We start from the raw sequence: 26,137 nt of genomic DNA, 5'->3' as shown, positions 1-26,137 counted from the left end.
GCTTGAAGTGCAAGCCAGAAGGCAGGCCATCCATGTGTGTAACGGACCGTAGTGACCTTATTGGCCGATTTCCCGGTCATTTCCCGCTGTAACGGACACCAGAGGCCTTATCCAGGGACATGGGCAGCCGGATTGCTGCTTATTCCTTGAATAAGGCCTCCTCAGTCCGTTAGCCAACGGGAAGTCGCTTAGGACAGTCATTAGCGTCTCTGGTGTCCGTTAGGTTACTTCTGCTCCAAGCTCAAAACGCGCCTTTATACAAAGGCAACAGCGTTTGGAACGTCTCTTCAACCGTGCGGATCAGCTTGGTTCCGTCGGATACGATCGGGTCGTTCCGCTCCAGCCGCAATCCGCACAGGGCTTCGGACTTCTTGATCGTCTTCAGCTTCTCGGCCCAGGCCTTCAGCTGCTTGGTATCCGCTTCCCGGTGCGGTGTGCCGTCCGGGCTCATATGATCCAGGGACCAGTAGAACCCGTCCGGGATCGTCTTCTTAATTTGCGCCGCATGCTTGTCCAAATAATTGGCAAACACGGCCTTATTGGGACTCTCATAAATGACGGCGAAAATGATAAACAGGTGCGTGGAGAACATCCCGACCTGAAAATGCGGCAACGCTTTATACCCGCGCTTGCTGGCCGCCCAGGCGACCCACGTGTCATTCGGCGGGTTCACCGTCCGGCGGGCATGCTTGGCCACATGCGGGAACATCTCTTCTCCGCATAAAGCGGACAGGTAGGGGGCCATCTCCGCACCCAGCGTCTCCAATTTAGGTCTAATGTGACTAATAATCGCTTCCATTCGGGACTCCAGACCCGGGACGGTAAGGGCGTCGAAATCTTGTGTCGTAAATCCTTCAAAGGCCATCGTGCAGTACCTCCAACTTTCGGCATGGATCTGATTAGGTTCGATGTGCAACGGTACTAGTATATCATATTTTCCGCGGCAACTCCGGCCTGAACGAGGCAAAAATAATCAATAAACCAAGTTCCATTACATAAGATGAAGTATAAGATATGGTAAACCGTTAGGAGGGAGTGCCGTGAACAAAAGTTACGAAGTGGAATACTGCAACCTGGAACTCCGATTCGACCGCCGGCACATACAACAATTGATCCGCGACTTGATCCAAGACGGGTATTCTTTATATTGGAGCGAAAACGAATCGCTCTTCATCATCTCCGTTCGCACCGGACGCAAGCTGACCAAGCTGCGGTTTCAGCGTCTCGCCAAAGGATACAAGCTGGTAGGCGATTATGTCATCCGGGATGTCAAGCTGGCGGAATGGCTGGAGAAGCTGATCGGCGACCTGCGCGGTCATGCGGTGGTCAAACGGATTAAGGATCGTCAGATCTTAGTCGAGAACATTTTATTTGGAGAAGTGATTCGTCTGGTGGAAATCTCGGGGATGGAGCATCGGGTTATTTTTCAAAAAGGGCCCATCGTCGACATGGCGCAAATGGCTGAAGTGTTCGCATCCGAAGCGGCAGAGGAACGGCTGGCACAGCTGCAGAAGGAGCTGGACGCCGAGCTGGAGCGGTTGTTCGAGGCCATCCAACAGGGGGACACCGAAGCCTCGGACGCCTGCAAAGAGCGGCTGCGCAAGCTGAGAATGGAACTAATGCAGCTTGAATGGTAATGATGGAAACGGCTCATCCTAAAGGAGTACCCACAACCTAAAATCGAATGGCAAGCCCTTGGCTCCCACGGCGTTGGGGGTTGTTTTTTGGGCTAACGGCCAGGGTTCACTTCTGTACACAAAAGAGTTAAAATGATAATATTGAAAAAAATAGTGTGCAAAGGATGGAGACCATGTCAAAACAACAAATCGGCGTCATCGGCTTGGCCGTCATGGGCAAGAACTTGGCCCTGAATATTGAAAGCCGGGGCTTTACTGTGTCCGTATATAACCGTTCCCCTGAGAAGACACATGACCTGCTTAACAACGAGGGCAAGGGGAAAAACCTCGTCGGCACGTTTTCCGTTGAAGAGTTCGTGAACTCGTTGGAATCGCCGCGTAAAATTTTAATTATGGTACAAGCTGGTCCGGCGACCGATGCTACGATTGAACAGCTGCTGCCTTACCTGGATCAAGGCGACATCATCATCGACGGGGGCAATGCGCACTTCCCAGATACGCAACGCCGCAGCAAAGAGCTGGAAGCCAAAGGATTCCGCTTCATCGGCACCGGGGTATCCGGCGGTGAAGAAGGCGCTTTGAAAGGGCCTGCGATCATGCCGGGTGGACAAGAATCCGCTTATAAGCTGGTTGAACCGATTTTGACGGCGATTTCCGCAAAAGTAAACGGCGATCCTTGCTGTACATATATTGGTCCGGACGGAGCCGGCCATTACGTAAAAATGGTGCATAACGGCATTGAATACGGCGATATGCAGCTGATCTGCGAAGCTTATCATCTGTTGAAAGACGTGCTGGGCGTGGATGCCAAGGAACTGCACGAAATTTTCAGCGAATGGAACAAAGGCGAGCTGGACAGCTATCTGATCGAAATTACCGCCGACATCTTCTCTCAATACGATGAAGAAACCGGCAAACCGATGGTCGACGTGATTCTGGATGCTGCCGGTCAAAAAGGTACTGGAAAATGGACAAGCCAAAGCGCCCTCGACCTTGGCGTACCGCTCTCGATGATCACCGAATCGGTATTCTCCCGTTTCCTCTCGGCGATGAAAGAAGAGCGCGTAGCCGCCAGCAAAATCCTGAGCGGACCAGCGAAACCGGCGTTCAGCGGCGACAAGAAGGAATTTATCGAGAACGTGCGCAAAGCGCTGTTCGCTTCGAAGATCGTTTCGTATGCCCAAGGGTTTGCGCAAATGCGCGCCGCTTCCGAAGAATACGGCTGGGATTTGAAATATGGCAACATCGCAATGATCTTCCGCGGCGGCTGCATCATTCGCTCCCAGTTCCTGCATAACATCAAGGAAGCGTATGACCGTGACCCGGCGCTGAAGAACCTGCTGCTCGACCCTTACTTCAAAAATATCGTGGAAAGCTATCAGGACGCATGGCGCAACGTGGTTTCCACCGCCGTGGCGTACGGAATTCCGGTTCCTGGCTTTGCCAGCGCGCTGTCCTACTATGACAGCTACCGTACGGAACGCCTGCCGGCGAACCTGCTGCAAGCGCAACGCGATTACTTCGGCGCGCACACGTTCAAACGCGTGGACAAGGAAGGCGTCTTCCACCATCAATGGTTCTAAACTACAGGTTAGGTTCAACCCGAGGCCGGAGGGACGAAAGCGTTCCTTCCGGCTTCTTTTTTCATGGTGAAAATAGGACAGCCTGTGTTATGATATGAAAAAGTTTACTCTGAGCGAGTGCCTTGAGGATCTATGCAGAGCAAGCAGGTGATAAAATGTTGCATCATAACATCGTGCTCATCGGCATGATGGGAACGGGGAAGACAACCGTCGGCTCCCTGCTGGCCGCCGAAACCGGCTTAAAGCTCGTTGATCTCGATCAGCGGATTGCCATGGAGGCCGGGCGGTCGATTCCGGATATTTTTGCGGCCGAAGGAGAAGCTTATTTCCGTGATCTTGAGACCGCGGCGCTGCGGAGAACGCTGCAGGAGCAAGGGATTGTGCTGGCCACCGGCGGCGGTGCGGTACTGCGCGAGGAGAATCGCCTGGCGATGCGGGACGGCGGTCTGGTGGTGGCGCTTCAAGCGACGGCCGACGAGATTCTCGTGCGGGTCGGGGAGGATCCGGGCCGGCCACTCTTGGCCGGAGGCGCGAAGGAGCGGATCACCGCGCTGCTGGAGGAACGGAAGGATGCTTATGCTTTTGCCCATCTGACCGTAGACACTTCGGGGAAAAGCGCGGAGCAAGTGGCGGCTGAAATTTTAACGCATTACCGCGGTTCTTGATTAATCACAACAAAGGGGAATGTGAACACTATGGACGTTATCGTTAGGCCTACGCCGGAGTTAAAGGGCGAAATCGGAGCATTATCCTCCAAAAACTATACAACCCGTTACCTGCTGGTTGCGGCTTTGGCGGAAGGGACAAGCACGGTTTATTACCCGGCGCACAGCGAGGACAGCGACGCCATGCGACGCTGCATCGCCGATTTGGGCGCGGTGCTGGAAGAGGACGAGGAGAAGATCGTCATCACCGGCTTTGGACGGCGGCCGAAGGACGTCAAGGAGCTGAACGTTGGGAATGCCGGGGCGGTACTCCGTTTCCTGATGGCAATCGCGTCGCTCTGCCCGGAGGTGACGTTCGTGAACACGTATCCGGATTCGCTGGGCAAACGGCCGCATGATGACCTGATCGACGCCTTGGGGCAGCTTGGAGTGGAAGTTAGCCATAACGAAGGGAAATTGCCGATTACCATTCGCGGCGGCGCGCCGAAGGGAGGGAAGATCCGCGTATCCGGATCGGTCAGCTCGCAGTACCTGAGCGCTTTGCTGTTCCTGACGCCGCTGCTTGATGAAGACAGCGAAATCGAGGTGCTCAACGATCTGAAATCGAAGGTCGTTGTAGGGCAAACGCTGGAAGTGCTGGAGCAAGCCGGGATCGTGATCCATGCCAGCGACGATTATATGCATTTCCGCGTGCCAGGACGGCAAAGCTATCAGGCGAAGACGTATACCGTGCAGGGCGACTATCCCGGCTCGGCGGCGATTTTGGCTGCGGCAGCCGTGACGAAGTCGGACGTGAAGGTTCACCGGCTGGCGGAGCACAGCAAGCAGGGCGAGCGTGCCGTGGTGGACGTGCTGCAGATGATGGACGTGCCGCTGACGCATCAGGACGGTACGGTGCACGTTCAAGGGAATGGCCGTCTGCGGCCGGTGGAATTTGACGGCGACGCGGCAACCGACGCTGTGCTGGCGATGGTAGCGGCTGCGGTGTTCGCCGATGGGACGTCCCGTTTCTATAACGTGGAAAATTTACGCTACAAGGAATGCGACCGGATCACCGACTTTTTGACCGAGTTGAAAAAAGCCGGCGCGAACGTCGAAGAACGCCAGTCGGAAATTATCGTACACGGGCGTCCGTCAGGCCTCGAAGGCGGCGTGACAATCAATGCGCATTATGACCATCGCGTCATTATGGCGTTGACCGTCGTAGGCCTTCGCTGCCGGGAGCCGCTGGTGATTAAGGATGCGCATCATGTGGCGAAATCGTATCCGCAATTTTTTGATCACATCACTTCGCTTGGTGCATCTATCGAACGGGTAGAATAAACTTGAACTAAGAGGCAAGGCGCTGGCTGGGCCGGCGCCGACAAAGGAGGATGGCCAAAATGGCATTTGCGAATCCAAGCCGTGAGGAAATCAAGGAGATTCTGTTAAACGCCGGTAACATTGCCGTCGTGGGTCTGTCAGACAAACCTGACCGGACTTCGTATATGGTTGCTCAAGCATTACAGCAGAATGGTTACCGCATTATCCCGGTGAATCCGATGGTCAGCGGTGAAATTCTGGGGGAGAAGGTATACCCGAGCTTGTCGGATATCCCGGAGCCGGTTGATATTGTCAACGTATTCCGCCGCAGTGAGCAGACGCCGCCGGTCGCGGAGGAAGCAGTGAAGATCGGGGCCCGCGTACTTTGGCTGCAGCTGGGGATCTTCAGCGAAGAAGCTTATGAGATCGCCTCGAAAGGCGGACTGACCGTCATTATGGACCGCTGCATCAAGGTCGAAGATAGCATTCTGATCGGAAAACGCAGTTAAGCTAAGCCTATCCAAGAGGACCCGTCCGAGTTCGGAGGGCCCTTTTTGGGCTGCGCGTTTTTTCTTTGACAAATTTAAGGGGCTAGGATTACCATAATGAAATAGATAGAGGGCATCCTATAGAGAAAGTTCAAGAATGAACAGTGCCTTGGGTTAGGAACTTACAAGCAGGACTAGGGGGTCACTACATGATACAGGGGATCGGAGCAGCAGGGGGAGTCGCCATCGGCAAAGCTTTTGTGCTGCCCGCCTGGGAATGGGACGTACCGGATCGCCGAATGGAGAAGGTGGATCTCGCCAAGGAATTCGAGCGGTTGTACGAAGGTATTCGCACGTCCAAAACCGAAATCGAAGTGATGAAGAACGAGATTAAGGAGACGGTGGGTGCGGAGGAATCCGGTATCTTTGATGCCCATCTGGCGATCCTGGAGGATCCCGTATTTATGAGCGAGATCCAGGGGATTATCGAACGCCAATACAAGGCGGCGGAGGTCGCCGTCAAGGAAGCGATCGATCATTTTGTCACGATGTTTGACCTGCTGGATGACGAATATATGAAAGAACGGGCGCTCGACATCAAGGATGTCGGCAATCGCCTGCTGAAGCATCTGCTGGGGACGCCGGACATCACCTTGCCGGCGGATACGCAGCCGTATATTTTGGTGGCGAAGGAGCTTTCCCCCTCCCAATTGGTCCATTTGAACCCGGACAACGTCTTGGGTATGGTCACGATGGCCGGCGGGAAAACGTCGCACTCGGCGATCATGGCGCGGGCCCTTGGCATTCCGCTTGTGTCGGGGCTGGAGAACAAGCTGACCGAGCCGTTACAAACGGGCGATCTGCTGGTGATCGACGGCGACGAAGGATGCGTATATCTGAATCCAGAGCCGGAGATCATCGCCCGGTATACGGAGCTGGCGGAGAAGCAGCGCCGCCGCAAAGAACAGCTGCAGCTGCTGGCTGCAGTGGAAGCGGTGACCAAGGACGGCGTACGCATGCGGCTCGCCGGCAATATCAGCTCCGTGAAGGACTTGGAGCTGGCTTTAAAGCACGGCGCGGAAGGCGTTGGCTTGTTCCGCACGGAATTTTTATATATGGACCGGTCCACTTTCCCTGGGGAAGATGAGCAATTTGAAGTGTACCGGCAGGTCGCGGAGAAGGCAGGTCCGCATCCGGTCGTCATCCGGACGCTCGACATCGGCGGCGACAAGCAGCTGGAATATTTCGAGCTGCAGGAAGAGGAGAACCCGGTGCTGGGTTATCGCGGAATCCGCATCAGTTTGGATAGCCGCGAGCTGTTTCAAACTCAACTTGCCGCTATTTTGCGCGCCAGCGCTTACGGCAAAATGAAAATCCTGTATCCGATGATCTCCTCGCTGGAGGAAATCCGCAAGGCGAATGCGATCCTGGAGGAAGCCAAGCAGGATTTAACCCGGCGAGGAATCGCTTACGACCCCGATATTCAGGTCGGCATTATGATTGAAATTCCGGCCGCGGCGGCGATTGCCGATCTGCTGGCCCAAGAGGTGGACTTCTTCAGTATCGGCACCAACGATCTGGTACAGTACGTGCTCGCCGTTGACCGGATGAACGAGCAGATCGCCCACATGTATCATCCGTTCCATCCGGCCGTCTTGCGACTGCTGCGTCAAACGGTACAAGCGGCCAAGGATGCCGGGATCACCGTGAGCGTCTGCGGCGAAATGGCCGGGGACGAGAAAGCGGTGCCGTTATGGTTGTACCTTGGCGTCACCGATCTAAGCATGTCGCCGCAGGCGCTGCTGCGGGTGAAGCACCGCATCTTGAACTCCGATTCGCGGGAGAGCAAAGAAGTGGGCGCAGCCTGCTACCGCTTACCGACCAGCGATCAGGTCGAAGCCGAGCTGGTCCGCTACGCGCACGAGCTGGAGCAAGAGCGTTTGGGCAAATAAACAATACAGGCCGTCCCTTCGGGTCAGGATCGACACCAGGGACGGCCTTGTTTTGTTTATGCTGCGCCTTGGCGTGCGGTTGCGCTGCAATGCTTCGCGCTCGCTTCGGCGATGGCTTCGCTCGCTTTGCGCTGGCTCTGCTCGCATCGTGCTCGTTTCGCGCTCGATTCGCTTGTTTGCACTAGCTTCGCACTCACTCCGCACTAACTTCCCTCGCTGAGATGTAAAAGTGCAGGCGGTTTTTGTCGAACATGCCCCGAACGGCTAGTTGAAATGCAAAAGTGCAGTAGATATTGAGGAAATCGGGCCTAATATGAGCTTTTAAGCCGATCTGAACTGCACTTTTGCATTTGAATCTCGAAATTCGGGAAGTTCGAAGGGATTAGACTGCACTTTTACACTTGGCGGAAGCAGGCGAAGGTTAGTTGCAGGCGAAGGTTAGTTGCAGTATCCTTCCGCCACTAGCTGCTGCTCCGTGCTTGGTGCCACAGCTCCCAACTGCTTAACCATAGTAGGGTGCCGGCGGGGAGCGGCACATCACTGCCGCACGCCACTACCGCTCACCGCACCGCACGCCGTTCCACACACGGCATCTACACGCCACTTCGGCGCACCGTTAGCGCACGTGGCTCCCGTACGCCGTCACCGCACACCGCACCGCACCACACGCTTCTACCTCACACCGCACCCGCTCACTCACTGCCTCACACACACCGTTACCGCTGCCTCACCACCGCATCCACGAACGCTTTGCCGTAAGCCGGCAAGTCCGGCGGGCGGCGCGCTGAGATGATGTGTCCGTCCACGACGACGGGCTCGTCGACCCAAATCGCGCCAGCGTTTCGCATATCGTCGCGGATGCCTGGCGTGGACGTTACGGTCACGCCTTTCAAGATCCCGGCGGAGATGAGCACCCAGCCGGCGTGGCAGATTTGCCCGATCGGCTTCTTCGCTTGGTGCAGCTCGCGGACGAGCTGGAGCACCTTGTCGTAGCGGCGAAGCTTGTCCGGCGCCCAGCCGCCGGGGACAAGAATCCCGTCATATGCGCTGGCATCGATTTCCTCGAAGGCAAATTCCGCTTCGGCGGGGACGCCATATTTGCCGATGTATTTTTTGCCTTTCACCGGGCCGGCCAAATGCACCTCCGCTCCCTCTTCGCGAACGCGGTAAATAGGGTACCATAGCTCCAAATCCTCGAACTCTTCATCTACTAAGGCAACGATCTTTTTGCCAATTAATCTCAAATCCAACTCCTCCTGTCTTTTATGGTACTTGACGAAAATTCGATTCAATATTTTAATTGTATCAAAAATGATGACTATTCCTATGCCCGGCGGCTTCTGAAAGCCTTCCAAATATGGCAATTTAAAGTACTTTTTGCTAACAGAAGGAGATTCTCGCAGACGGGTCGAATAAGAACCATATCCTATCAAAAACGTCTATCGGTGCACGTCAAAAGTCACGAGCTGCAAAGAGCGGTGTGGAATATTCTAGCAATCTAAGGCAGCGGAGGCTCCGATACGAAGGGCTTACTTATATCTAACAAAATCATCGGAACTAAAAATGCAGAGGACTAAGATGAGGTGGTACTGTGCGTAAGCACTGTCAGTGCGGGAAAATGATGAACCTGGGCTTCAGGCTGGTCATTTTTGAAGGAATCTATGAAATCGAGCGCGTTCCAATTTACGAGTGTGAAGACTGCGACTTCTACGAGGTGCTTCCCGAGGTGAAGTCGAATTTGACGGACCTGCTGACCGAGCTCAAGAAGGAGCCGCCGAGCGGCCGCATTTATTTTACCGAGCGGAACGAGCTGGCTGACTTGATCTTCAGCATCTATCGTCAGTGGGACGGGACGGATAACGAATCCTTTGAAGGTCTGCTGGAGCAGCAATGCGAAGAACGAATCAACATGCTGCTGGATCTGTACGGCGGAGCCAAGAACCTGGGCGATCTGGACTGGATGAACGAAATCTCCAAACGTCTATCCCAATTGTCTAAATATGTCAAGAATCGACAACTTTCCAAGGCTAATTGACGATTTTACTCGATTTTTGCAAATCATTTTGTAAATAAAAGTTGTATTTTCATTTCTCTTTTTGTTAAGATATCAACAGAACATCTGGAGATTCTTATTCGAACAAAAAGGGATGAGTTGTCATGTCCAAATGGATGAGAATACAATCGATCCAGGAGCTGAACGATGCTTTGGAACGCTCCTCAAACCAGCCGTTGTTGCTATTCAAGCACAGTACCCGCTGCCCGATCAGTGCCGGGGCGCATAAGGAAGCGGAGGCTTATTTAAACGGGACTCCGCGCGAAGACGTTACATACGGGCTGATTTACGTCATCGAGAACCGAGACGTATCTAACGAGGCAGCCGAGCGGCTTGGCGTCAAGCATGAATCCCCACAAGCGATCCTGATTAAAGATGGACAAGCCGTTTGGCACACGTCCCATTCCAAGATCACGAAGTCGGCGTTGGAAGAGATTTTGCGCTGAGTGAAGCGTTATCATTGCATTAAGTAGTATTTTGTCGTATCATAAATTTAATTGAAGCTCTGGATCTTTACCGGATGAATGAGTGAAAATCTATTGGCAATGGAGAGAAGAATGTGACGGTTACCATTTATGATGTGGCACGTGAAGCAGGCGTCTCGATGGCCACGGTTTCCCGGGTTGTCAATAACAATCCGAATGTGAAACCGCAGACCCGGAAAAAGGTTTACGAAGCGATAGAACGGTTAGGCTACCGGCCCAATGCCGTAGCCAGGGGGCTTGCCAGCAAGAAGACCACCACTGTAGGCGTGGTTATCCCCGATATTTCGAATTCGATTTTTGCAGAAATCGCTCGGGGCATCGAAGATATTGCGAACATGTATCACTATAACATTATTTTGTGTAATGCCGACAAACGGAAAGAGAAGGAGATTCGCGTCATCAACACCTTGCTCGAGAAGCAAGTGGACGGGCTCCTGTTCATGGGCGGAACCGTAACGGAGGAGCATATTCAAGCGTTCCAGACGTCTGCGGTACCCATTGTGCTGTGCGCAACGAGTGACGAGAACGGCCAATATCCATCCGTGGATATTGATCATGAAGCCGCAGCGTTTGACGCAGTTAGCACGCTGATCCGCCATGGGCACCGCGAAATCGCGATGATTAGCGGAACGTTGCAGGATCCGGCGAACGGCTATGCCAGATTCCAGGGGTACAAGCGTGCGTTGGAAACAGCGGGCATTCGGTACCAAGAGGATCTGGTGCGGATCGGCAACTATCGTTATGAATCCGGCGTGGAAGCGATGAAGTATTTCCTGGGGCTGAAGAAACGGCCGACAGCGATCTTCGCCGCAACGGATGAAATGGCGATTGGCGCCATCCACAGCATTCAGGACGAAGGCTTGAAGGTGCCGGATGATTTCTCGATCATCAGCGTGGATAACATCCGTATGGCTTCGATGGTGCGTCCTCAGCTGACGACGGTCGCTCAGCCGATGTACGACCTTGGTGCGGTAGCGATGCGTTTACTGACGAAGCTGATGAAGAAGGAAACGGTTGAGAACCCTCGGGTGATTTTGCCGCACGAGACGATCTTACGCTTGTCTGTTAGCCACCTGTAAGGCTTCGGTTGCTATAGGTGTTTCGGCTTAGAGAGATATGTAACACATAGATATATATGAAAAAGGTTAACAACGGACAAAAAGCTCCTTGCATAAGGAGCTTTTTTGAGCATTTTGAGGAAATACAGGGCGATACAACTTGTCCGCACGGATGAACGGGAGTATCGGAGGGAGTAATGAACCATGTACAATACGATTGGCCTGATGGGGGCCATGGATGAAGAAATTGCGTTGCTGCTCGAAAAGGTGGAGCACCAGGAGGCGGTTGACGCGGCTGGGGCACGTTTCGTCAAGGGCGTACTCCATGGGCAGGACGTGGTGGTGTGTAAATCCGGCGTCGGCAAAGTGAATGCCGCAGCCACAACGCAAGTCCTGATCGACCGTTTTGGAGCGGATACGATCTGGTTTACCGGGGTGGCTGGAGCAGTGCATCCCGAGCTGAACGTAGGTGACATCGTCATCTCTTCAACTTGCCAGCAGCACGATATGGACGTGCGGCCGCTGGGCTTTGCGCGCGGCATTACGCCGTACCAGGACGTCTCCGACTTTCCGGCTGACCCCGGGCTCATCCGCTTGGCAGATCAGGCCTGCGCCCGACAGTGCACGGACCATCAATATCGGGTCGGACGGGTGCTGTCCGGCGACCAGTTTATCGCGGATCCGGAATTTGTTAGCTCGGTTCTATACGGGGAGCTGGACGGCGCTTGCGTCGAAATGGAAGGGGCGGCGCTCGCCCAGGTATGCCAACGGAACGGGGTGCCGTTTATTGTACTCCGCTCCATTTCGGACAAGGCGGACGGCTCTGCGGATGTGAATTTTGCTGAGTTTACCGCGCTGGCGGCCCAGCGTTCGTTTGCTATTCTCAATGACATGGTCCAGCATGTGGGTGAGCTGAAAAAATAAAAACTCAGGCGGGGTTCAGCCAGCCCCACCTGAGTATTAGGGATAATCCTGTAAAGCGACCGCGAGACTCTCGCGGTTTTTTGCTGTAATTTCCGCCCGGCGGGGGATGCCCTCCCAATGGGACAGGTCGTCAAGCCAAGCGGCAGGAAGCTGGAACGGGGTCTGCGGCTGCCAGCGGTCGATCCAGGCTTGCGGCAGCGGAAGCAGCGGGTTGCGGCGCAGGGAAGCGATCAACGGATGATCGCTCATCTCCAGCCACAGCAAGCTCCACGCCCGCGGGACGACCCGCCATAAATCATAACCGCCGCCGCCCATCGCAACCCAGCGTCCCTCGCAATACGTATGGGCCAGCTCGTGCAGGATCGCCGGCATATCGCGGTAGATCGCCATGCTACAGTGCATATGCGACAGCGGGTCCAGCGCGTGGGCGTCGCAGCCGTGCAGGCTGACGATCACATCCGGCCGGAAATGCGCGGCTAATCGCCGGATCGACTCCTCGAAGCATTCCATCCAGGAGGCATCTTCCGTATAAGGCTGGAGCGGCAGATTCATGCAGGCGCCATAGCCTTGATGCTCGCCGCGCTCCGGCAGGAAGCCGGTGCCTGGGAATAAATATTTTCCCGTCTCATGGATGGAATAAGTGCAAACATCGGGGTCTGAATAGAAGCTCCACTGCACCCCGTCTCCGTGGTGGACGTCCGTATCGACGTACAGGACGCGTGCGCCGTACTTGCGGCGGGCATAGTCAATAGCCACTGCAGCATCGTTGTAGACGCAGAAGCCGGCGGCTTTAGCCGACAGGGCGTGATGCAGGCCGCCGCCGAGGTGCAGGGCGTGGGTTGTGGAGCCGGAGAGCACGGTCTCTACGGCTGTAATCGTTCCTCCGACGACCCAGGTTGCCGCTTCATGCATGCCGGGAAAATACGGCGTATCCTCGTCCAACAGCCCGAACTGCTCGCCGCGCGTGATCCAGTCCGCCTCAGGATTCGGGCGGCTCAGCTGCTTAACCGCTTCAACGTACGCCGGCTGATGGATCCATAGCAATTCCTCGTCGGTTGCCGGGCGCGACAGGTGCATTTGCTGCGGCGTTAGCGCGCCCAGCTCCTGCAGCAAGTCCATCGTCAATTCCAGCCGGATCGGATGGAACGGATGGCCGTCGTGAAACCGGTAGTTCATCGCCTGTTCATGGTGGACAAATAAAGCGCTTCCAGGCATGGATTCATCACGCCTTCCTTTTTAACTGTCAGTACATGAAACGCTGCTGAAAACGAATCCGGTCAAACTGCTCCTCGGAGGACAAAGGAACCTCCTTACCGATCCGCACCATCAGGCAGTTAGCCGGATGGGAGCAAATTTCCGGGTCGTCGGTAGCATACCAGACCATGTCGACCGTCTTCATCAGCCGTTCCATCATGCTGCGGTATTCCCATACGGATAGCCCGCTGTTTTTCAAATCCCAATGCCAATAATATTCGGTCGTAAAGACGATGTATTTCTCCATCTGTTCGTCTTCAAATGCCGTGCGGATCATTTTCGATCCGATTCCGAGCGACCGATAGTCGTCGGCCACTTCGATGGCTCCCAGCTCGATCAGGTCGGGCATATTGCCCTGGGACCACCTCTCCATCTCGTCGGGATAGTGAAAGGTGACGTATCCTACAATGGTCGAATCCTCCCGGGCCAGGATGATACGTCCCTCTGGAAGTCCGGCAATTTCCACCAGCGCGGCATGTTGATCTGCAGGCTTGCGGAATGCGTCCAGATCGGGATGCATTTTTAAGGTTTGGAGATGGGAAGGGGATACGGGTCCTTCCACAACAATCTCACGTTGCTGATGGGGCAGGGTGTGGCGGATATACGTTTTTTTATGTTCCATGGAACCGCCTCCTTTGCTCGTTCCCCTCACTTATAACAGAAAAAAGAAAAAATGAAAAGTGTAGCCTGTGCGCGAAAACGTGTGCTATAATGTTCTCCGACATAAAATTTTCACATTTTCAGTCCGCTGATGTGATCGTTGTCCTCGAAAACCACCTCAATCGTTTAAGTTCTGTCGTTGCTTTTTCGATCAAAACGGATGCCCTCACCCATGACGCTGAACAAAGCTTTCAACTTACGTTGCTATGTATCCGTTTTCATAAACTTTGATCTATTGCTTGGAGATTTCCAAAGATTAAGGGAGGATGAAACGATGAGTCAACTGCAAGGGGAAGTCATTTCATCGGGCGTTCCGTCGTCCAATATGGGCAACTACGAAGAGGCGTATAAGAACTTTAAGTGGGAGGATGTCGAGAAGAAGTTCTCCTGGTACGTCACTGGCAAAGTCAACATGGCTTACGAGGCGATCGACCGCCATGTCGATGCGGGCAAGGGCTCGCGCGTAGCGCTGTTGTTCAGCGATCCGACACGCGAGGAGTCGTATACGTACGAGGACATGCAGGGGCTGACGAACCGATTTGCTAACGTGCTGCGCAAATACGGAATCACGAAGGGGGATCGGGTCTTCGTCTTTATGCCGCGGACGCCGGAGCTCTATGTGAGTGTATTGGGCACGCTTAAAGTTGGTGCGGTTGTTGGTCCGTTGTTTGAGGCGTTTATGGAAACGGCGGTCAAGGATCGCTTGGAGGACAGCGGCGCGGTTGTGCTCGTCACGACGTCGGCGTTGCTGCCGCGGGTGAAGCGTGAAGAGCTGCCGACGCTGCGGACGATCATCGTTGTAGGCGACGATGTGAAGGCTGGGGACGGTATTGTAGATTATAAGGCGGAGATGGAAGCCGCATCCCCTGAGGCTGAAATCGAGTGGGTGAACCGCGAAGATGGCTTAATTTTGCATTATACGTCGGGTTCAACCGGCAAACCTAAAGGCGTTTACCATGTGCATAACGCAATGATTCAGCATTATCATACCGGCAATGTCGTGTTGGACCTGAAAGAAGACGACATTTACTGGTGTACGGCGGACCCTGGATGGGTAACCGGCACATCTTACGGTATTTTTGCCCCGTGGCTGCATGGGGTGACCAACGTCGTGCGCGGCGGTCGCTTCAGCCCGGCGGATTGGTACGAAACGATTCAGAAGTACAAAGTCACCGTTTGGTACAGCGCGCCTACTGCGTTCCGGATGCTGATGGGTGCAGGACAGGATATCATTAAGCAATATGATCTGTCGTCGCTGCGTCACGTATTGTCGGTCGGTGAGCCGTTAAATCCAGAAGTTGTTCGCTGGGGGATGAAGGTGTACAACCGGCGCATCCACGACACCTGGTGGATGACGGAAACGGGCGGCCAGCTCATCTGCAACTATCCGTCGATGCCAATCAAACCGGGGTCTATGGGCAGACCGGTGCCGGGCATTCAGGCGGCGATTATCGACGATAATGGGAAGGAGTTGCCGCCGTATCGGATGGGGAACCTGGCGATTCGCACCCCATGGCCGTCGGTGATGCGGCTCATCTGGAACAACGCGCCGAAGTATGAGGAGTATTTCCGCATCCCGGGCTGGTATATTTCCGGCGATACGGCCTACATGGACGAGGACGGGTACTTCTGGTTCCAGGGCCGGATCGACGACGTGATCAACTCCTCCGGCGAACGGATTGGTCCGTTTGAGGTCGAGAGCAAGCTCGTTGAGCACCCAGCTGTAGCGGAAGCAGGGGTTATCGGCAAGCCGGATCCGGTGCGCGGAGAGATCATCAAGGCGTTTATCTCGCTGCGCGAGGGCTTCACACCGTCCGAGGAACTGAAGGCGGAAATCGTCAAATTCGTCAAGGAAGGGCTGTCCGCCCACGCCGCTCCGCGCGAAATCGAATTCAAAGACAAACTGCCCAAGACCCGCTCCGGCAAGATCATGCGCCGCGTGCTCAAAGCCTGGGAGCTCAACCTCCCAGCCGGCGATTTGTCGACGATTGAGGATTAAGGATAGAAATAGAAAGTCCCTTCAAGCTGAGGCTTGAGGGGACTTTTGTGTTTGAGAAGGAGAGGGGATTCGCTCTTGGGTTGGGTTCGGTTGGGGGCGCGACCTCTCTCGACGAAACAGAAATATATATGAAAAATCGAATATATTCGCTCAAATATGGCTGATTTGGCCCAATCTATATGAAATTTCATATAGAATCGCCCTCTTGAAGCCCAAAACTTGAGATTTTATATGAAAAATCGAATATATTTCCGCCAATCGAGTGGTTTGCAGTGAATTATGTTCGAAAAATCATATATATTTTGACGAGTTTTGTTTCCTACAAATGCTGGTGTTTAATAATTGAATTGCAAAATATTTATTCAATAGTAAATTTCTCCTACATAGATTCATTTGGATGGCAGATCATCTCAACCCCCGAAACGATTAAATTCTACGAGATTTATTGCAACGACCAGTTGGTCGGGATCGTTTCCGGTGACCAAAGCAAATTTACGGCAACGGGGTTGGCACCGGCAACTACATACGCATTTATGATCAGGGCGCAGGGGCAGGACAATTCCTTTTCAGATTATAGCGAGGCCTTATCATCTTCATCACTTCAGCAAGCAGTTACACCACTGACTCCACCCACTCAGCTTAGATCAGAAGTCCAATCGGATACGACGATCAATTGAAATTTGGTTATATCTATTCGCTTCGTGGTGTCTCGAAAATGATGCATCGTCAAGAGCTGAGCTATACGAAATCGACATACACCTTTACTCAACCTTGTTGAAGGTCTATGAAAATGGCTGAAATCCGATGTGATTAACAATGTGTTCTACCATACCGTTGCCGGGATCCGAAGTAATGTTCAGCAGTTTATGGACGAAATCATGTCCCTGGAATGCCTGTATGACCACCAGCAGCCAACCCGTGAGAAAGCAGAGGCCGCCAAGCGGCGTAATGGCCCCCAGTTTCCGGATGCCGGTCAAGCTTATGAATACAAGCTCCCAGAGAAGAGCACGATTCCTGCGAACAGAAGCCAACCGGCTGTTACGATCAGCGAAGCATTGTCGAGCTGGCTGGAAAGAAGGCTGAGCAGCAGCAGCCCGAGACTACAATCATCCAGATCATTCAATATGGCACTAAGGGCATTTGCAGCCCGCTGTATTATTTGACATTATCGAAACTTATATGACTATACAAAAATTTGTGTTGCAATTTCAAAACGATTCATTATAATAAAGCCATACTTAACTCATAGGATTAATTCATCTTTAAGGGGGATTACAATGAAACGATTTTTATCCGCACTTGCGATCACCGGCTTGGCAGCAGGGCTGCTGAGCGGATGTGGAGCAAGCGACGATTCCCAAGCTAACAGGGATACGATCCGGATCGGTCTAGCAGCACCGATCTCAGGCACGCAGGCCCAATATGGAACAGCATTCAAGAACGGCGCCGAGCTGGCAGCTGCACAGATCAATGAGGCTGGCGGCATTGACGGCAAGCAAGTCGAAATTGTGGTTCAGGATGACAAGGGAGATTCGAACGAAGCGGTGAACGTCGCCAATAAATTTGTAACCGACAAGAGCATTCTGGGCGTGGTCGGCCATTTCAACAGCTCGGCGACGCTGGCAACAGCTCCGGTATACAACAAGAATAAAATCGTTCAAGTATCGCCATCTTCCAGCGCGCCGGCTGTGACGAATGCCGGGGAATACACCTTCCGCGTCATTACGACCGATGCATTCCAGGCTGATTACCTGGCCGGCTGGTCGAAGGAACTGGGCTACAGCAAGGTAGCTCTCATCTACGAGCAATCCGACTTCGGACTCGGGCTGCTGGACGTTTACCAGCAATCCGCGCCAGAGAACGGCGTTGAGGTTGTAGCTGCCGAAGCTTACAATCCGGGCGACAAGGATTTCAGCACCGTCCTGACCAAGATCCGGGAGAAGCAGCCGGACGCGATCTTTATCGGCGGCTTCTATAATGAAGCGGCGCTGATCGCCCAGCAGGCACAGAAGCTGAACCTGAACGCTGATTTCATCGGCGTCGACAGCTTGTATTCCGAAGCGCTGCTAGATCTGGGCAAGGAATCGGTGGAGGGCTTCAAGCTGATCGGATTCTTCTATCCGGGCGGCGACAATGCTGAAGCGACCCGCTTTGACGAGGAATACCAGGCCAAGTACAACAGCAAGCCGGATACGTATGCTGCATACTCGTACGTAGCAACCTCGGTCATTATCAAGGCGATTCAGGAACAGGGCACCGATCGCGAAGCGATCAAGTCTTATCTGGAAACACTGAAAGATTACAGCAGCGCTACAGGCGTTATCAGTTTTGATGAGAACGGTGATGTGATTACAGAGCCATCCCGTCTGACGATTCAGGACGGCAAATTTGAACTTTATAAATAATAGTCATTACGTGAACCTGGAACAGGAAAGCTCGTTTTCCTGTTCCTCGGCTTTGAAGGGGTGTTACGCATGTTCCTCCAGCAATTGACCAATGGGCTGACCATCGGCGTCATCTATGCCTTGATCGCTCTCGGATATACGATGGTGTACGGCATACTGAAAATTGTTAACTTTGCGCATGGCGACATCTTTATGATCGGCAGTTTTCTGGGCCTCTTTTTTATGCAGGAATTCCAGCTTCCTTTATATCTCGCATTTTTGCTATCCGCTGCCGTTACGGCGGGGATTGGCATGCTTATCGAGCGGCTCGCCTATCGGCCGCTGCGTCTGGCGGACCGGATCGTGCCGCTGATCAGTGCTCTTGGCGTGTCCACGCTCCTGGTCAGCCTGGCGCAGAAATTGTGGGGGACGGAAATGCATCCTTTCCCGACCACTTTTGGTAGCCAGACTTACACGTTCGGGAGCATCACATTTTCTGAAATTCAAATCTTGATATTGCTGCTCTCCTTCTTGCTGATGCTGGGTCTGCAGCTGTTCGTAACCCGGACGAAAACAGGGACCGCGATGCGGGCGACCTCGATGAGCCTGACCAACGCCGCGCTCATGGGCATCAACACGAACCGGATGATCAGCCTTGCCTTTGCCATCGGCTCCTCGCTGGCAGCGTGTGCCGGCATTATGGTCGGCATTTATTACAATGCGGTCTATCCGACGATGGGATATATGGCGGGGATTAACGCATTTACGGCGGCGGTGCTCGGCGGGATCGGGAACATCCCGGGCGCGATGCTGGGCGGCGTGCTGCTTGGTCTCGTCGAAACGCTCGGCGGCGCTTATATTTCGACCCAATACAAGAGCGTTATCTCATTTTCAATTTTGATCATTGTACTGCTGATCAGACCTTCGGGCATCCTTGGCAGCAAAGAGATCAACAAGGTATAGGTGATAGGTATGAACAAGAAAGCGGCCATGGCCGCCGCGGCTGTGCTGGCCATTGTCCTTCCGATTGTGCTTCAGCTGGTCAATGATTATTTGCTGCATGTTGTCATTATGATCGGTATTTTTTCCATGCTGTCCTTGAGCCTTAACGTCATTATCGGGTATGCGGGGCAGTTTGCGCTTGGGCATGCGGCCTTCTACGGGATCGGCGCGTATGCCGCTGCGCTGCTGATGCTGCATTTCCATCTGTCCTTCTGGATCGCGCTTCCCGCCTCGGCTGCCATTGCCGGGCTGTTCGGCTTCTTGCTTGGCAGTCCTGTCATCCGGCTGCGGGGGGACTATTTAGGGATCGTGACCCTCGGCTTCGGAGAAATTGTCCGGCTTATTTTTGTCGGCTGGGTCGATCTGACCCGTGGCCCGATGGGCCTGCCGGGCATTCCGGCGCCTTCGCTCTTCGGCTTTGTGTTCAGGGACAAGCTGGAGTTTTACTACTTGATTCTGCTGCTGGTGCTGATCACTTATGTTGTCATCCATAGACTGGTGCATTCGGGCGTCGGCCTCAGCCTGCTGACGGTACGCGAAGATGAAACGCTGGCTCAATCGGTCGGCATCCGTCCGAATTATTACAAGCTGATGGCCTTTACCGTCGGGGGATTTTTCGCCGGTGCCGCCGGTGCATTTTGGGCGACCTATATTTCGTATGTCAGTCCAGATGCATTCCGGTATTTGGATTCTGTGAATATCCTTGCGATGGTCATATTAGGGGGAGCTGCAAGTCTGCCGGGCTCTGTGCTTGGTGCGGTCATTCTGGTGGCGGCACCCGAAATCTTGAGATATGTGAGCGATTATCGAATGATTCTGCTTGGCCTGGCCATCGTGCTAATGATGATATTCAAGCCTTCGGGATTCTGGGGCGAGCAATACCGGAAACGTAACTTTTACGGAAACGTGAAGAAGGTTGGGAACAAATGATGGAGAAGGTACTCGAACTGAACAACGTGTCGGTGAATTTCGGAGGCCTGACGGCTTTGAGCGACATTAACCTGGAGGTACGCCGCGGCGAGATTTTATCGATTATCGGCCCGAACGGGGCGGGAAAAACGACCCTGTTCAATCTGCTTACGGGCATCTATCGCCCGACCTCCGGCACGATTCGCTACAAGGATACCGTCATTAACAAGCTCAAGCCTTACCGCAGAGTAGAGCTTGGCCTAGCGAGAACTTTTCAGAATACGAGACTCATTAAGAACATGACCGTGCTGGAGAATGTGCTGGTCGCCCATGCCGAGTGCAATAAAGAGGGGATGTTCTCGGCCATTTTCAAATCCCAGGCGTCGCTCCAGCGCAGGCGTGCGGCAATCGTGCAGGACTGTGTGGAGAAGCTGGGCATGGTTGGCCTGGAGCACAAGCTGGATGTACTGGCAGGCGGTCTGCCGTACGGCGAGCAGCGTCTGCTTGAAATCGCCCGCGCGCTCGCGACTGGCTGCGAGGTGCTGTTGCTGGATGAGCCGGCGGCCGGAATGAACGCTGTCGAGAAGACCGAGCTGATTCAGAAAATCAAGCGGCTGTCCAGCCAGTACAGCATCGAGATTATACTGATTGAGCATGACATGGGCCTGGTGATGGACATTTCCGACCGCATCGTTGTTCTGAACTATGGGGTGAAGATTGCGGAGGGCAATCCGGCGCAGATTCAGAACGACCCGAATGTCATCGAAGCATATCTGGGCGGGGAGGTCGAGGAGGCGTGACGAAGAGTCTACAGGCAGGCCAGGAGGGTCCCAAGCTGCTGGAAATCCAGGGGCTGACGGTGAATTATGGCGTTATACAGGCGGTGAAGGGGCTCAATCTGGATATGTACAGCGGGGAAATTGTAGCGCTGATCGGAACGAACGGTTCCGGCAAAACAACGACGCTGCGCAGCATTTCCGGCCTGATCAAAAGCGCGGAGGGAAGCATCCGGTTTGAAGACCGGGATATCACCAAGCTGGAGCCCCACCGCATTGTGGAGCTGGGCATTTCCCAGGTTCCCGAGGGACGCGGCGTTTTTCCTGATCTGACCGTGCTGGAGAATTTGCGGCTTGGCGCTTATGTTCGTCGTGACAAGGCCGAGATTGCCGCCGATATTCATAAAATGTACGGGCTGTTTCCGCGGCTGGAGGAACGGCAGAAGCAGCTGGCCGGGACGATGAGCGGCGGCGAGCAGCAGATGCTAGCCATTGCCCGCGCATTGATGGCCAGACCGAAGCTGCTGCTGCTGGATGAGCCGTCCATGGGGCTGGCTCCGCTGGTCGTGAAGGAGATTTTTGCCGCCATCCGGCAAATTAACGAAGAGGGCGTGTCCATCCTGCTGGTCGAGCAGAATGCCCGCATGGCGCTGGCAACGGCTCATCGGGGGTACGTGATGGAAACGGGGCGTATCGTCGTGCACGGCGCCGCCGAGAACTTGAGAGACAACGATGTTGTCAAATCCGTGTACTTGGGGTCGACGAAGCATTAAGCTTGCAACTATATAACTTAACTTTTATCAGCACCTAAGTCAGCTTGAGCCTTTGTAGGACATAAATAATCGCTATTGCTGTATGCTTTGCACAATATCCCGTTTGATCAGGCAACAAGGAGACCGACAAACTCGGAAGAAGGACATTTCTTTGCATATGGAAGCAGCTCTCCAAGATGCGAGATCAATGGCGCGCCGGGAATGAGACACGAGAATCAAAGATGAGACACGAGTATCAAAGACAGGGGCGCCAGGAGAAGTGAAAAGACAGAGCTTGGCCTGCAACCTGATCATAAGGGATAATGGTGCTAAGGCTAAGGTAGAAGGTAGAGACACCGACACACTTTTGAACCTGGGAGGTATTCATAATGGGACAACAATCGACAGACAAGCAATCCAATACGACAATTGATCATGATGAAAGTCTGGAGCCGGTAGATCCGTATACTATTATGGCGAAACTGTTTGCTCATCTCTCGAAGGCGGTTGTTGACCGCTTCGGCGAAGAGGGCAAAGACGCCATTCGCGAAGGGGTTCGCACATTCGGTGAGGAGCGGGGCAGAGATATCGCCCGGCGTGCGGCTGCGGCCGGACAGCCTAATGACATTCACAGCTACCTGCCGAATTACGATATGGGACGCAGCGACCTGTTTGAATATGTGACGGAGTACCATCCCCTAGAGATCGAGCAGAACTTTACCCGCTGCGCGTTTGGCGACCAGTGGAAGAAGGACGGCATGGAGGAGTACGGCATTCTGTACTGCCAAATGATCGATCCGGCCATTGCGAGAGGATATAATCCGAATTTTGAAGTGGAGCATGATAAATATTTGCTCAAGGACGGGCACTGCCATTTCCGATTTAAAATGAATGAAGCAGACAACGAGAACAATACAGACGCCGATAAGAAGGAAAAGGCCGGAGGCGAGGGCGATGATCATTAATGCCGGACGCCTGTGGAAGCGGCTGATGGAGCTTGGCGAGATCGGCGCGCAGGAGAGCGGGGGAGTCACCCGCTTTTCGTTTACCGCCGAGGAGCGTGCGGCCAAGGAACAGGTTGCACGCTATATGAAGGAAGCGGGCCTTGCCGTGCGCGAGGATGCGGCAGGCAATCTGATCGGACGGCGGGAAGGAAGCGACCCGGCAGCGCCTGTTGTGCTGACAGGATCACATATCGATACGGTGCCGTCCGGGGGCAAGTTTGACGGTCCTTTGGGCGTGCTGGCCGCCATAGAGGCGCTTCAGACGATGCAGGAGCAGGGCATCGCTACCGCACATCCGATTGAGGTGATCGCCTTCACCGATGAGGAAGGCTCCCGATTCGGGTTCGGCATGATCGGCAGCCGCGCTGTCGCCGGCACCCTGCGTCCCGAAAATTTGAGACATGCGGATGCGGACGGCATTACGATTGCCGAGGCGATGAGGTCGGCCGGCCTGGCGCCTGAGCGGGTGCAAGAGGCGGCTAGAGAGCCGGATCAGGTCAAGGCATACGTCGAGCTTCATATTGAACAGGGGGTCGTGCTGGAGAGTATCGGTCAGCCTGTCGGCCTCGTAACCGGAATTGCCGGACCGTTGTGGCAGCAGTTCACGATCAAAGGCCAGGCCGGTCACGCGGGCGCGAGGCCGATGAACCTGCGCAGAGATCCGCTGCAGTCGGCAACAGAGCTCATGAGCTACATCTATACAGAGACCCGGAAATTTCCGAATGCCGTGGCCACGATTGGCAAAATTCAGACCCTGCCCGGAGGCGTCAATGTTATACCGGGGCAAGTACAGTTCTCGCTGGATTTGCGGGACGTGGAAGAGGCCGAGCGGGATATGCTGGAAGGCCGCATCCGGGATTACGCGGGCGAAGTGTGCCGAAAGCATGGCACGGAGCTCACCCTTGAGTTGCTGCAAAGAGTCGCGCCGGCTCCGAGCTCTCCGGAGGTAAAGGAAGCGATCGCTGCTGCCGGGAAGCTTGCCGGGCTGCCGGACCCTCTGCCGGAGCTGGTCAGCGGCGCCGGCCATGACGGGATGCAGTTTAGCGGCCTATGGCCGCTTGGGATGATCTTTGTGCGTTCCCGGAATGGAATCAGTCATCATCCGCAGGAGTGGAGCTCCAAGGAGGATTGCGGGCTGGGAGCCGAGGTGCTGTATCATGCTTTGCTGCTTCTCGCGAAGTAGATTCTCTATTCTGCCGTACCATCAAGACCTTTTGACCAGTCTGGCCGGAAGGTCTTTTTCAATGTTAACCGCCTTTAGCCGGCCGCAAACTCATGTACCGTCAGCAGCGAGGTGAGATCGTTGATCGGTGCGGTGATATGTTTGTTCTTGGATAATACAATCTGTGAATAAAATGGCTGCAGCTCTCCCCGAGCAACGGAGAAGCTGGATAGTGCATGCTGAATAAGCTGATCCTTGACGGCGATTTTAGGAATCAGCGCAATGCCCATGCCATAGATGACGCACTGCTTGCGCGACTGAAAGAACGAAGTTCGAGGTAATCGAGGGATCCAGCCCGCTGATTGCCAAGTATGAAGCGCTCCTGGAGCAGAACGGGATCAGCTTCGCCGGAATTGAATGTATTACCGACGCGGTAGGCAAAACCGATAACGTATGACATAAACACAAACACCAATTATAATCCGGACGCCGAGTCTCTGGCTGATGTATCCGGAATGCGAGAAATCGCAAGGGTATTGGTGGAATATCTTGAGAGGATTAGCAGAGAGCCGACAGGCGTATGAAGCGGCCGCCACCGATTCTGATCGGCGCACCGTGGCTGCTTCTGCGCGTGTATGCTATTTATTCTGTAAAAGAATGAACACGGTACCCGAATTGGCCGGAGATCGCAGCTGCGGCTTCTAGCAGGTCGGCTCGAATCTCGCTCTCCTGCCCCTTGATTCGTGTGATCGAGCCCACTACACTGATCGTGCCGACGATGCGGTGTGAGGCATCCCGGATCGGAGCGGCGATACTGTAAGCGCCTGTTTCAATCTCTTCATTCTCAATTCCGAAGCCTTGCTCCCGAATTTGTTGCAGGTTGCTGAGGAGCTTTTTTTTGTCCGTAATGGTATGGTCGGTGAGCGCTGTCAGTTTGTTATTGCTCAGGAAATTTTGAAGTTCAGCCTCGGACATGTAGGCCAGGAACACTTTCCCTGAGGCAGAAGCATGGAGGGGCAGCTTATGGCCGGCTCTGGAACTGATGATGAAGTAATTGTTGGGCGATTCGACTTTATCCACGCAAAAAATCTGCTCATGCTGGTATATATATAAATGAGAGGTTTCGTGATATTTTTTTGTCAGGTCGGTTAAATAAGGATGTCCAATCTCCTTCAAATCCAGACTCTGTGATACCAGATTCGCCTTGAGCAAAAACTCCAGCCCCAGTCTGTATTTGCCATTGTCCGGATTTTTATCGATATATGAGTATGCGATTAACGTATTAATCAGGCCGTGTACCGTGCTGATGTTCAGATTCAGCTTCTGACTGATCTCCGTTAGCGACAGTTGGACGTGCAGGGAATCAAAGCAGTTGATGATATCCAGGGCGCGCTGGACGGATTGAATCATTCGAGGATTTTTTTGGCTCACAATAGGTGCCTCCTGTAAAAACAATAAATGGCTACAATACTATATTTCATTTATATTATGATCATGTCAATAGGACTTTGTTAATGTTGAATCGTTAAGCGGGATCAGTCAGATCCTGCTGACGCCAAGCGTATGGAGACATCGTTTTCGCGGTGCAATGACTTGGTTCAACCTGAGCCTAGAAGGCTTGCGCTTCACCAAATTCGTCGATGCGGATCGATTTGAATGTGGACTTAGTGGCCTATGAAATGAAATAGGACGTCGAAGAGCGCAGGAATACAAAAAAGAGCAGGCTAGCGCCGCCTTTAGGCGCAGTTTGGCAACAAGGGGTTATACCCCAAGAGCAAATTACCCGTTGGACGGGTGGTTATGATTTGAGGAGAGGGGTATACGCCTTTGGGTTGGGCTGGGCTGGGGGCGCGGCTCTGCCGCCGAAACGGAATTATATATGAAAAATCGAATATATTCGCTCAAATATGGCGGATTTGGCCCATTCTATATGAAATTTCATATATAATTGCTCCCTTGCAGCCCGAACTTTGAGATTTTATGTGAAAAATCGAATATATTTCCGCCAAATGGGTAGTTTGCAGCGAATTATGTTCGAAAAATCATATATATTTTGACGAGTTTTGTTTCCTACAAATGCAAATATTT

General features: G+C 53.6%; 26 protein-coding genes and 1 pseudogene. 19 read left to right on the top strand and 8 right to left on the bottom strand.

What is annotated here, in order from left to right; genetic code table 11:
• Nucleotides 1-241: 241 nt before the first annotated feature.
• Nucleotides 242-865, bottom strand: a complete 624-nt coding sequence (locus NSQ80_RS13530) for a DUF1054 domain-containing protein (RefSeq protein ID WP_260071629.1) — start codon at nucleotides 863-865, stop codon at nucleotides 242-244.
• A 175-nt stretch (nucleotides 866-1,040) separates the two neighbouring features.
• On the opposite strand from NSQ80_RS13530, the gene NSQ80_RS13525 reads away from it, so the two are divergent.
• The 6 genes from NSQ80_RS13525 (at nucleotide 1,041) to ptsP (ending at nucleotide 7,627) form a co-directional block, all read left to right on the top strand.
• Nucleotides 1,041-1,637, top strand: coding sequence for a hypothetical protein (locus tag NSQ80_RS13525; protein WP_339299427.1), 597 nt, complete (start codon nucleotides 1,041-1,043; stop codon nucleotides 1,635-1,637).
• A 173-nt stretch (nucleotides 1,638-1,810) separates the two neighbouring features.
• Entirely contained in the window at nucleotides 1,811-3,220 is a 1,410-nt protein-coding gene (gndA, locus tag NSQ80_RS13520; RefSeq protein ID WP_028539940.1) for an NADP-dependent phosphogluconate dehydrogenase, read from the top strand.
• Between the two features lie 155 nt (nucleotides 3,221-3,375).
• Entirely contained in the window at nucleotides 3,376-3,885 is a 510-nt protein-coding gene (locus NSQ80_RS13515; RefSeq protein ID WP_009225197.1) for a shikimate kinase, read from the top strand.
• Nucleotides 3,886-3,915: 30 nt separating this feature from the next.
• Complete coding sequence (aroA, locus tag NSQ80_RS13510; protein WP_009225198.1) at nucleotides 3,916-5,208, top strand: 3-phosphoshikimate 1-carboxyvinyltransferase; 1,293 nt, start codon at nucleotides 3,916-3,918, stop codon at nucleotides 5,206-5,208.
• Nucleotides 5,209-5,267: 59 nt separating this feature from the next.
• Nucleotides 5,268-5,696: a CoA-binding protein gene (locus tag NSQ80_RS13505; RefSeq protein WP_009225199.1), complete on the top strand. Its 429-nt coding sequence runs from the start codon at nucleotides 5,268-5,270 to the stop codon at nucleotides 5,694-5,696.
• Between the two features lie 188 nt (nucleotides 5,697-5,884).
• Entirely contained in the window at nucleotides 5,885-7,627 is a 1,743-nt protein-coding gene (gene ptsP, locus NSQ80_RS13500; protein WP_009225200.1) for a phosphoenolpyruvate--protein phosphotransferase, read from the top strand.
• A gap of 56 nt (nucleotides 7,628-7,683) precedes the next feature.
• Here ptsP and NSQ80_RS13495 read toward each other — a convergent pair whose 3' ends face one another.
• Complete coding sequence (locus tag NSQ80_RS13495; RefSeq protein WP_157273436.1) at nucleotides 7,684-7,824, bottom strand: hypothetical protein; 141 nt, start codon at nucleotides 7,822-7,824, stop codon at nucleotides 7,684-7,686.
• A 519-nt stretch (nucleotides 7,825-8,343) separates the two neighbouring features.
• The gene (locus tag NSQ80_RS13490; protein WP_036645242.1) at nucleotides 8,344-8,871 is read right to left on the bottom strand and encodes a type 1 glutamine amidotransferase domain-containing protein; all 528 of its coding nucleotides are present in this window, start codon (nucleotides 8,869-8,871) and stop codon (nucleotides 8,344-8,346) included.
• Nucleotides 8,872-9,218: 347 nt separating this feature from the next.
• On the opposite strand from NSQ80_RS13490, the gene NSQ80_RS13485 reads away from it, so the two are divergent.
• From NSQ80_RS13485 to NSQ80_RS13470, 4 genes are all read left to right on the top strand, one after another.
• On the top strand, nucleotides 9,219-9,662 hold the full coding sequence (locus NSQ80_RS13485) for a hypothetical protein (RefSeq protein ID WP_009225202.1): 444 nt from the start codon (nucleotides 9,219-9,221) through the stop codon (nucleotides 9,660-9,662).
• A 122-nt stretch (nucleotides 9,663-9,784) separates the two neighbouring features.
• Nucleotides 9,785-10,126, top strand: a complete 342-nt coding sequence (ytxJ, locus tag NSQ80_RS13480) for a bacillithiol system redox-active protein YtxJ (protein ID WP_009225203.1) — start codon at nucleotides 9,785-9,787, stop codon at nucleotides 10,124-10,126.
• Nucleotides 10,127-10,239: 113 nt separating this feature from the next.
• Nucleotides 10,240-11,244 carry a catabolite control protein A gene (ccpA, locus tag NSQ80_RS13475; protein ID WP_009225204.1) on the top strand — a complete coding sequence of 335 codons (1,005 nt, stop codon included), beginning with the start codon at nucleotides 10,240-10,242 and terminating at the stop codon, nucleotides 11,242-11,244.
• A gap of 183 nt (nucleotides 11,245-11,427) precedes the next feature.
• On the top strand, nucleotides 11,428-12,147 hold the full coding sequence (locus tag NSQ80_RS13470) for a 5'-methylthioadenosine/adenosylhomocysteine nucleosidase (protein WP_009225205.1): 720 nt from the start codon (nucleotides 11,428-11,430) through the stop codon (nucleotides 12,145-12,147).
• Between the two features lie 36 nt (nucleotides 12,148-12,183).
• On the opposite strand, the gene NSQ80_RS13465 is transcribed toward NSQ80_RS13470, so the two are convergent.
• Both NSQ80_RS13465 and NSQ80_RS13460 read right to left on the bottom strand, forming a co-directional pair.
• Nucleotides 12,184-13,362, bottom strand: a complete 1,179-nt coding sequence (locus NSQ80_RS13465; RefSeq protein ID WP_311202297.1) for an acetoin utilization protein AcuC — start codon at nucleotides 13,360-13,362, stop codon at nucleotides 12,184-12,186.
• Nucleotides 13,363-13,390: 28 nt separating this feature from the next.
• On the bottom strand, nucleotides 13,391-14,023 hold the full coding sequence (locus NSQ80_RS13460; protein ID WP_009225207.1) for a GNAT family N-acetyltransferase: 633 nt from the start codon (nucleotides 14,021-14,023) through the stop codon (nucleotides 13,391-13,393).
• A gap of 312 nt (nucleotides 14,024-14,335) precedes the next feature.
• Here NSQ80_RS13460 and acsA point away from each other — a divergent pair, with 312 nt between their 5' ends.
• Nucleotides 14,336-16,060 (top strand): acetate--CoA ligase, encoded by a 1,725-nt coding sequence (acsA, locus tag NSQ80_RS13455; RefSeq protein ID WP_036645245.1) that lies wholly within the window; start codon nucleotides 14,336-14,338, stop codon nucleotides 16,058-16,060.
• Between the two features lie 752 nt (nucleotides 16,061-16,812).
• Nucleotides 16,813-16,929: pseudogene (locus NSQ80_RS13450) on the top strand (IS630 family transposase); the annotation flags it as partial.
• 110 nt (nucleotides 16,930-17,039) lie between these two features.
• On the opposite strand, the gene NSQ80_RS13445 reads toward NSQ80_RS13450, so the two are convergent.
• On the bottom strand, nucleotides 17,040-17,183 hold the full coding sequence (locus NSQ80_RS13445) for a DUF423 domain-containing protein (protein WP_232282289.1): 144 nt from the start codon (nucleotides 17,181-17,183) through the stop codon (nucleotides 17,040-17,042).
• A gap of 154 nt (nucleotides 17,184-17,337) precedes the next feature.
• Between NSQ80_RS13445 and NSQ80_RS13440 the strand changes: the two genes are divergently transcribed.
• The 7 genes from NSQ80_RS13440 to NSQ80_RS13410 all read left to right on the top strand — a co-directional run bounded on the left by NSQ80_RS13440 (nucleotide 17,338) and on the right by NSQ80_RS13410 (nucleotide 24,070).
• On the top strand, nucleotides 17,338-18,465 hold the full coding sequence (locus tag NSQ80_RS13440) for an ABC transporter substrate-binding protein (RefSeq protein WP_009225210.1): 1,128 nt from the start codon (nucleotides 17,338-17,340) through the stop codon (nucleotides 18,463-18,465).
• 69 nt (nucleotides 18,466-18,534) lie between these two features.
• On the top strand, nucleotides 18,535-19,407 hold the full coding sequence (locus NSQ80_RS13435) for a branched-chain amino acid ABC transporter permease (RefSeq protein WP_036645247.1): 873 nt from the start codon (nucleotides 18,535-18,537) through the stop codon (nucleotides 19,405-19,407).
• A 9-nt stretch (nucleotides 19,408-19,416) separates the two neighbouring features.
• On the top strand, nucleotides 19,417-20,376 hold the full coding sequence (locus NSQ80_RS13430; RefSeq protein ID WP_036645249.1) for a branched-chain amino acid ABC transporter permease: 960 nt from the start codon (nucleotides 19,417-19,419) through the stop codon (nucleotides 20,374-20,376).
• Nucleotides 20,373-21,155 carry an ABC transporter ATP-binding protein gene (locus NSQ80_RS13425; protein WP_009225213.1) on the top strand — a complete coding sequence of 261 codons (783 nt, stop codon included), beginning with the start codon at nucleotides 20,373-20,375 and terminating at the stop codon, nucleotides 21,153-21,155. Before NSQ80_RS13430 ends, NSQ80_RS13425 begins: the two co-directional genes overlap by 4 nt.
• A gap of 35 nt (nucleotides 21,156-21,190) precedes the next feature.
• Nucleotides 21,191-21,904: an ABC transporter ATP-binding protein gene (locus tag NSQ80_RS13420; RefSeq protein ID WP_036645286.1), complete on the top strand. Its 714-nt coding sequence runs from the start codon at nucleotides 21,191-21,193 to the stop codon at nucleotides 21,902-21,904.
• Between the two features lie 368 nt (nucleotides 21,905-22,272).
• On the top strand, nucleotides 22,273-22,848 hold the full coding sequence (locus tag NSQ80_RS13415; protein ID WP_009225215.1) for an L-2-amino-thiazoline-4-carboxylic acid hydrolase: 576 nt from the start codon (nucleotides 22,273-22,275) through the stop codon (nucleotides 22,846-22,848).
• Entirely contained in the window at nucleotides 22,841-24,070 is a 1,230-nt protein-coding gene (locus tag NSQ80_RS13410; protein ID WP_036645292.1) for a Zn-dependent hydrolase, read from the top strand. Before NSQ80_RS13415 ends, NSQ80_RS13410 begins: the two co-directional genes overlap by 8 nt.
• Before the next feature lie 74 nt (nucleotides 24,071-24,144).
• On the opposite strand, the gene NSQ80_RS13405 is transcribed toward NSQ80_RS13410, so the two are convergent.
• Together NSQ80_RS13405 and NSQ80_RS13400 are read right to left on the bottom strand one after the other, a co-directional pair.
• On the bottom strand, nucleotides 24,145-24,339 hold the full coding sequence (locus tag NSQ80_RS13405; RefSeq protein WP_009225217.1) for a hypothetical protein: 195 nt from the start codon (nucleotides 24,337-24,339) through the stop codon (nucleotides 24,145-24,147).
• A 352-nt stretch (nucleotides 24,340-24,691) separates the two neighbouring features.
• Nucleotides 24,692-25,480 carry an IclR family transcriptional regulator gene (locus NSQ80_RS13400; protein WP_009225218.1) on the bottom strand — a complete coding sequence of 263 codons (789 nt, stop codon included), beginning with the start codon at nucleotides 25,478-25,480 and terminating at the stop codon, nucleotides 24,692-24,694.
• Nucleotides 25,481-26,137: the final 657 nt, after the last annotated feature.

This window comes from Paenibacillus sp. FSL K6-2441, from assembly GCF_037964765.1.
In the GTDB taxonomy this organism is placed as follows: domain Bacteria; phylum Bacillota; class Bacilli; order Paenibacillales; family Paenibacillaceae; genus Fontibacillus; species Fontibacillus phoenicis.
The sequence above is the reverse complement of the archived record's forward strand: the minus strand, read 5'-3'. Positions and strand labels throughout refer to the sequence as shown.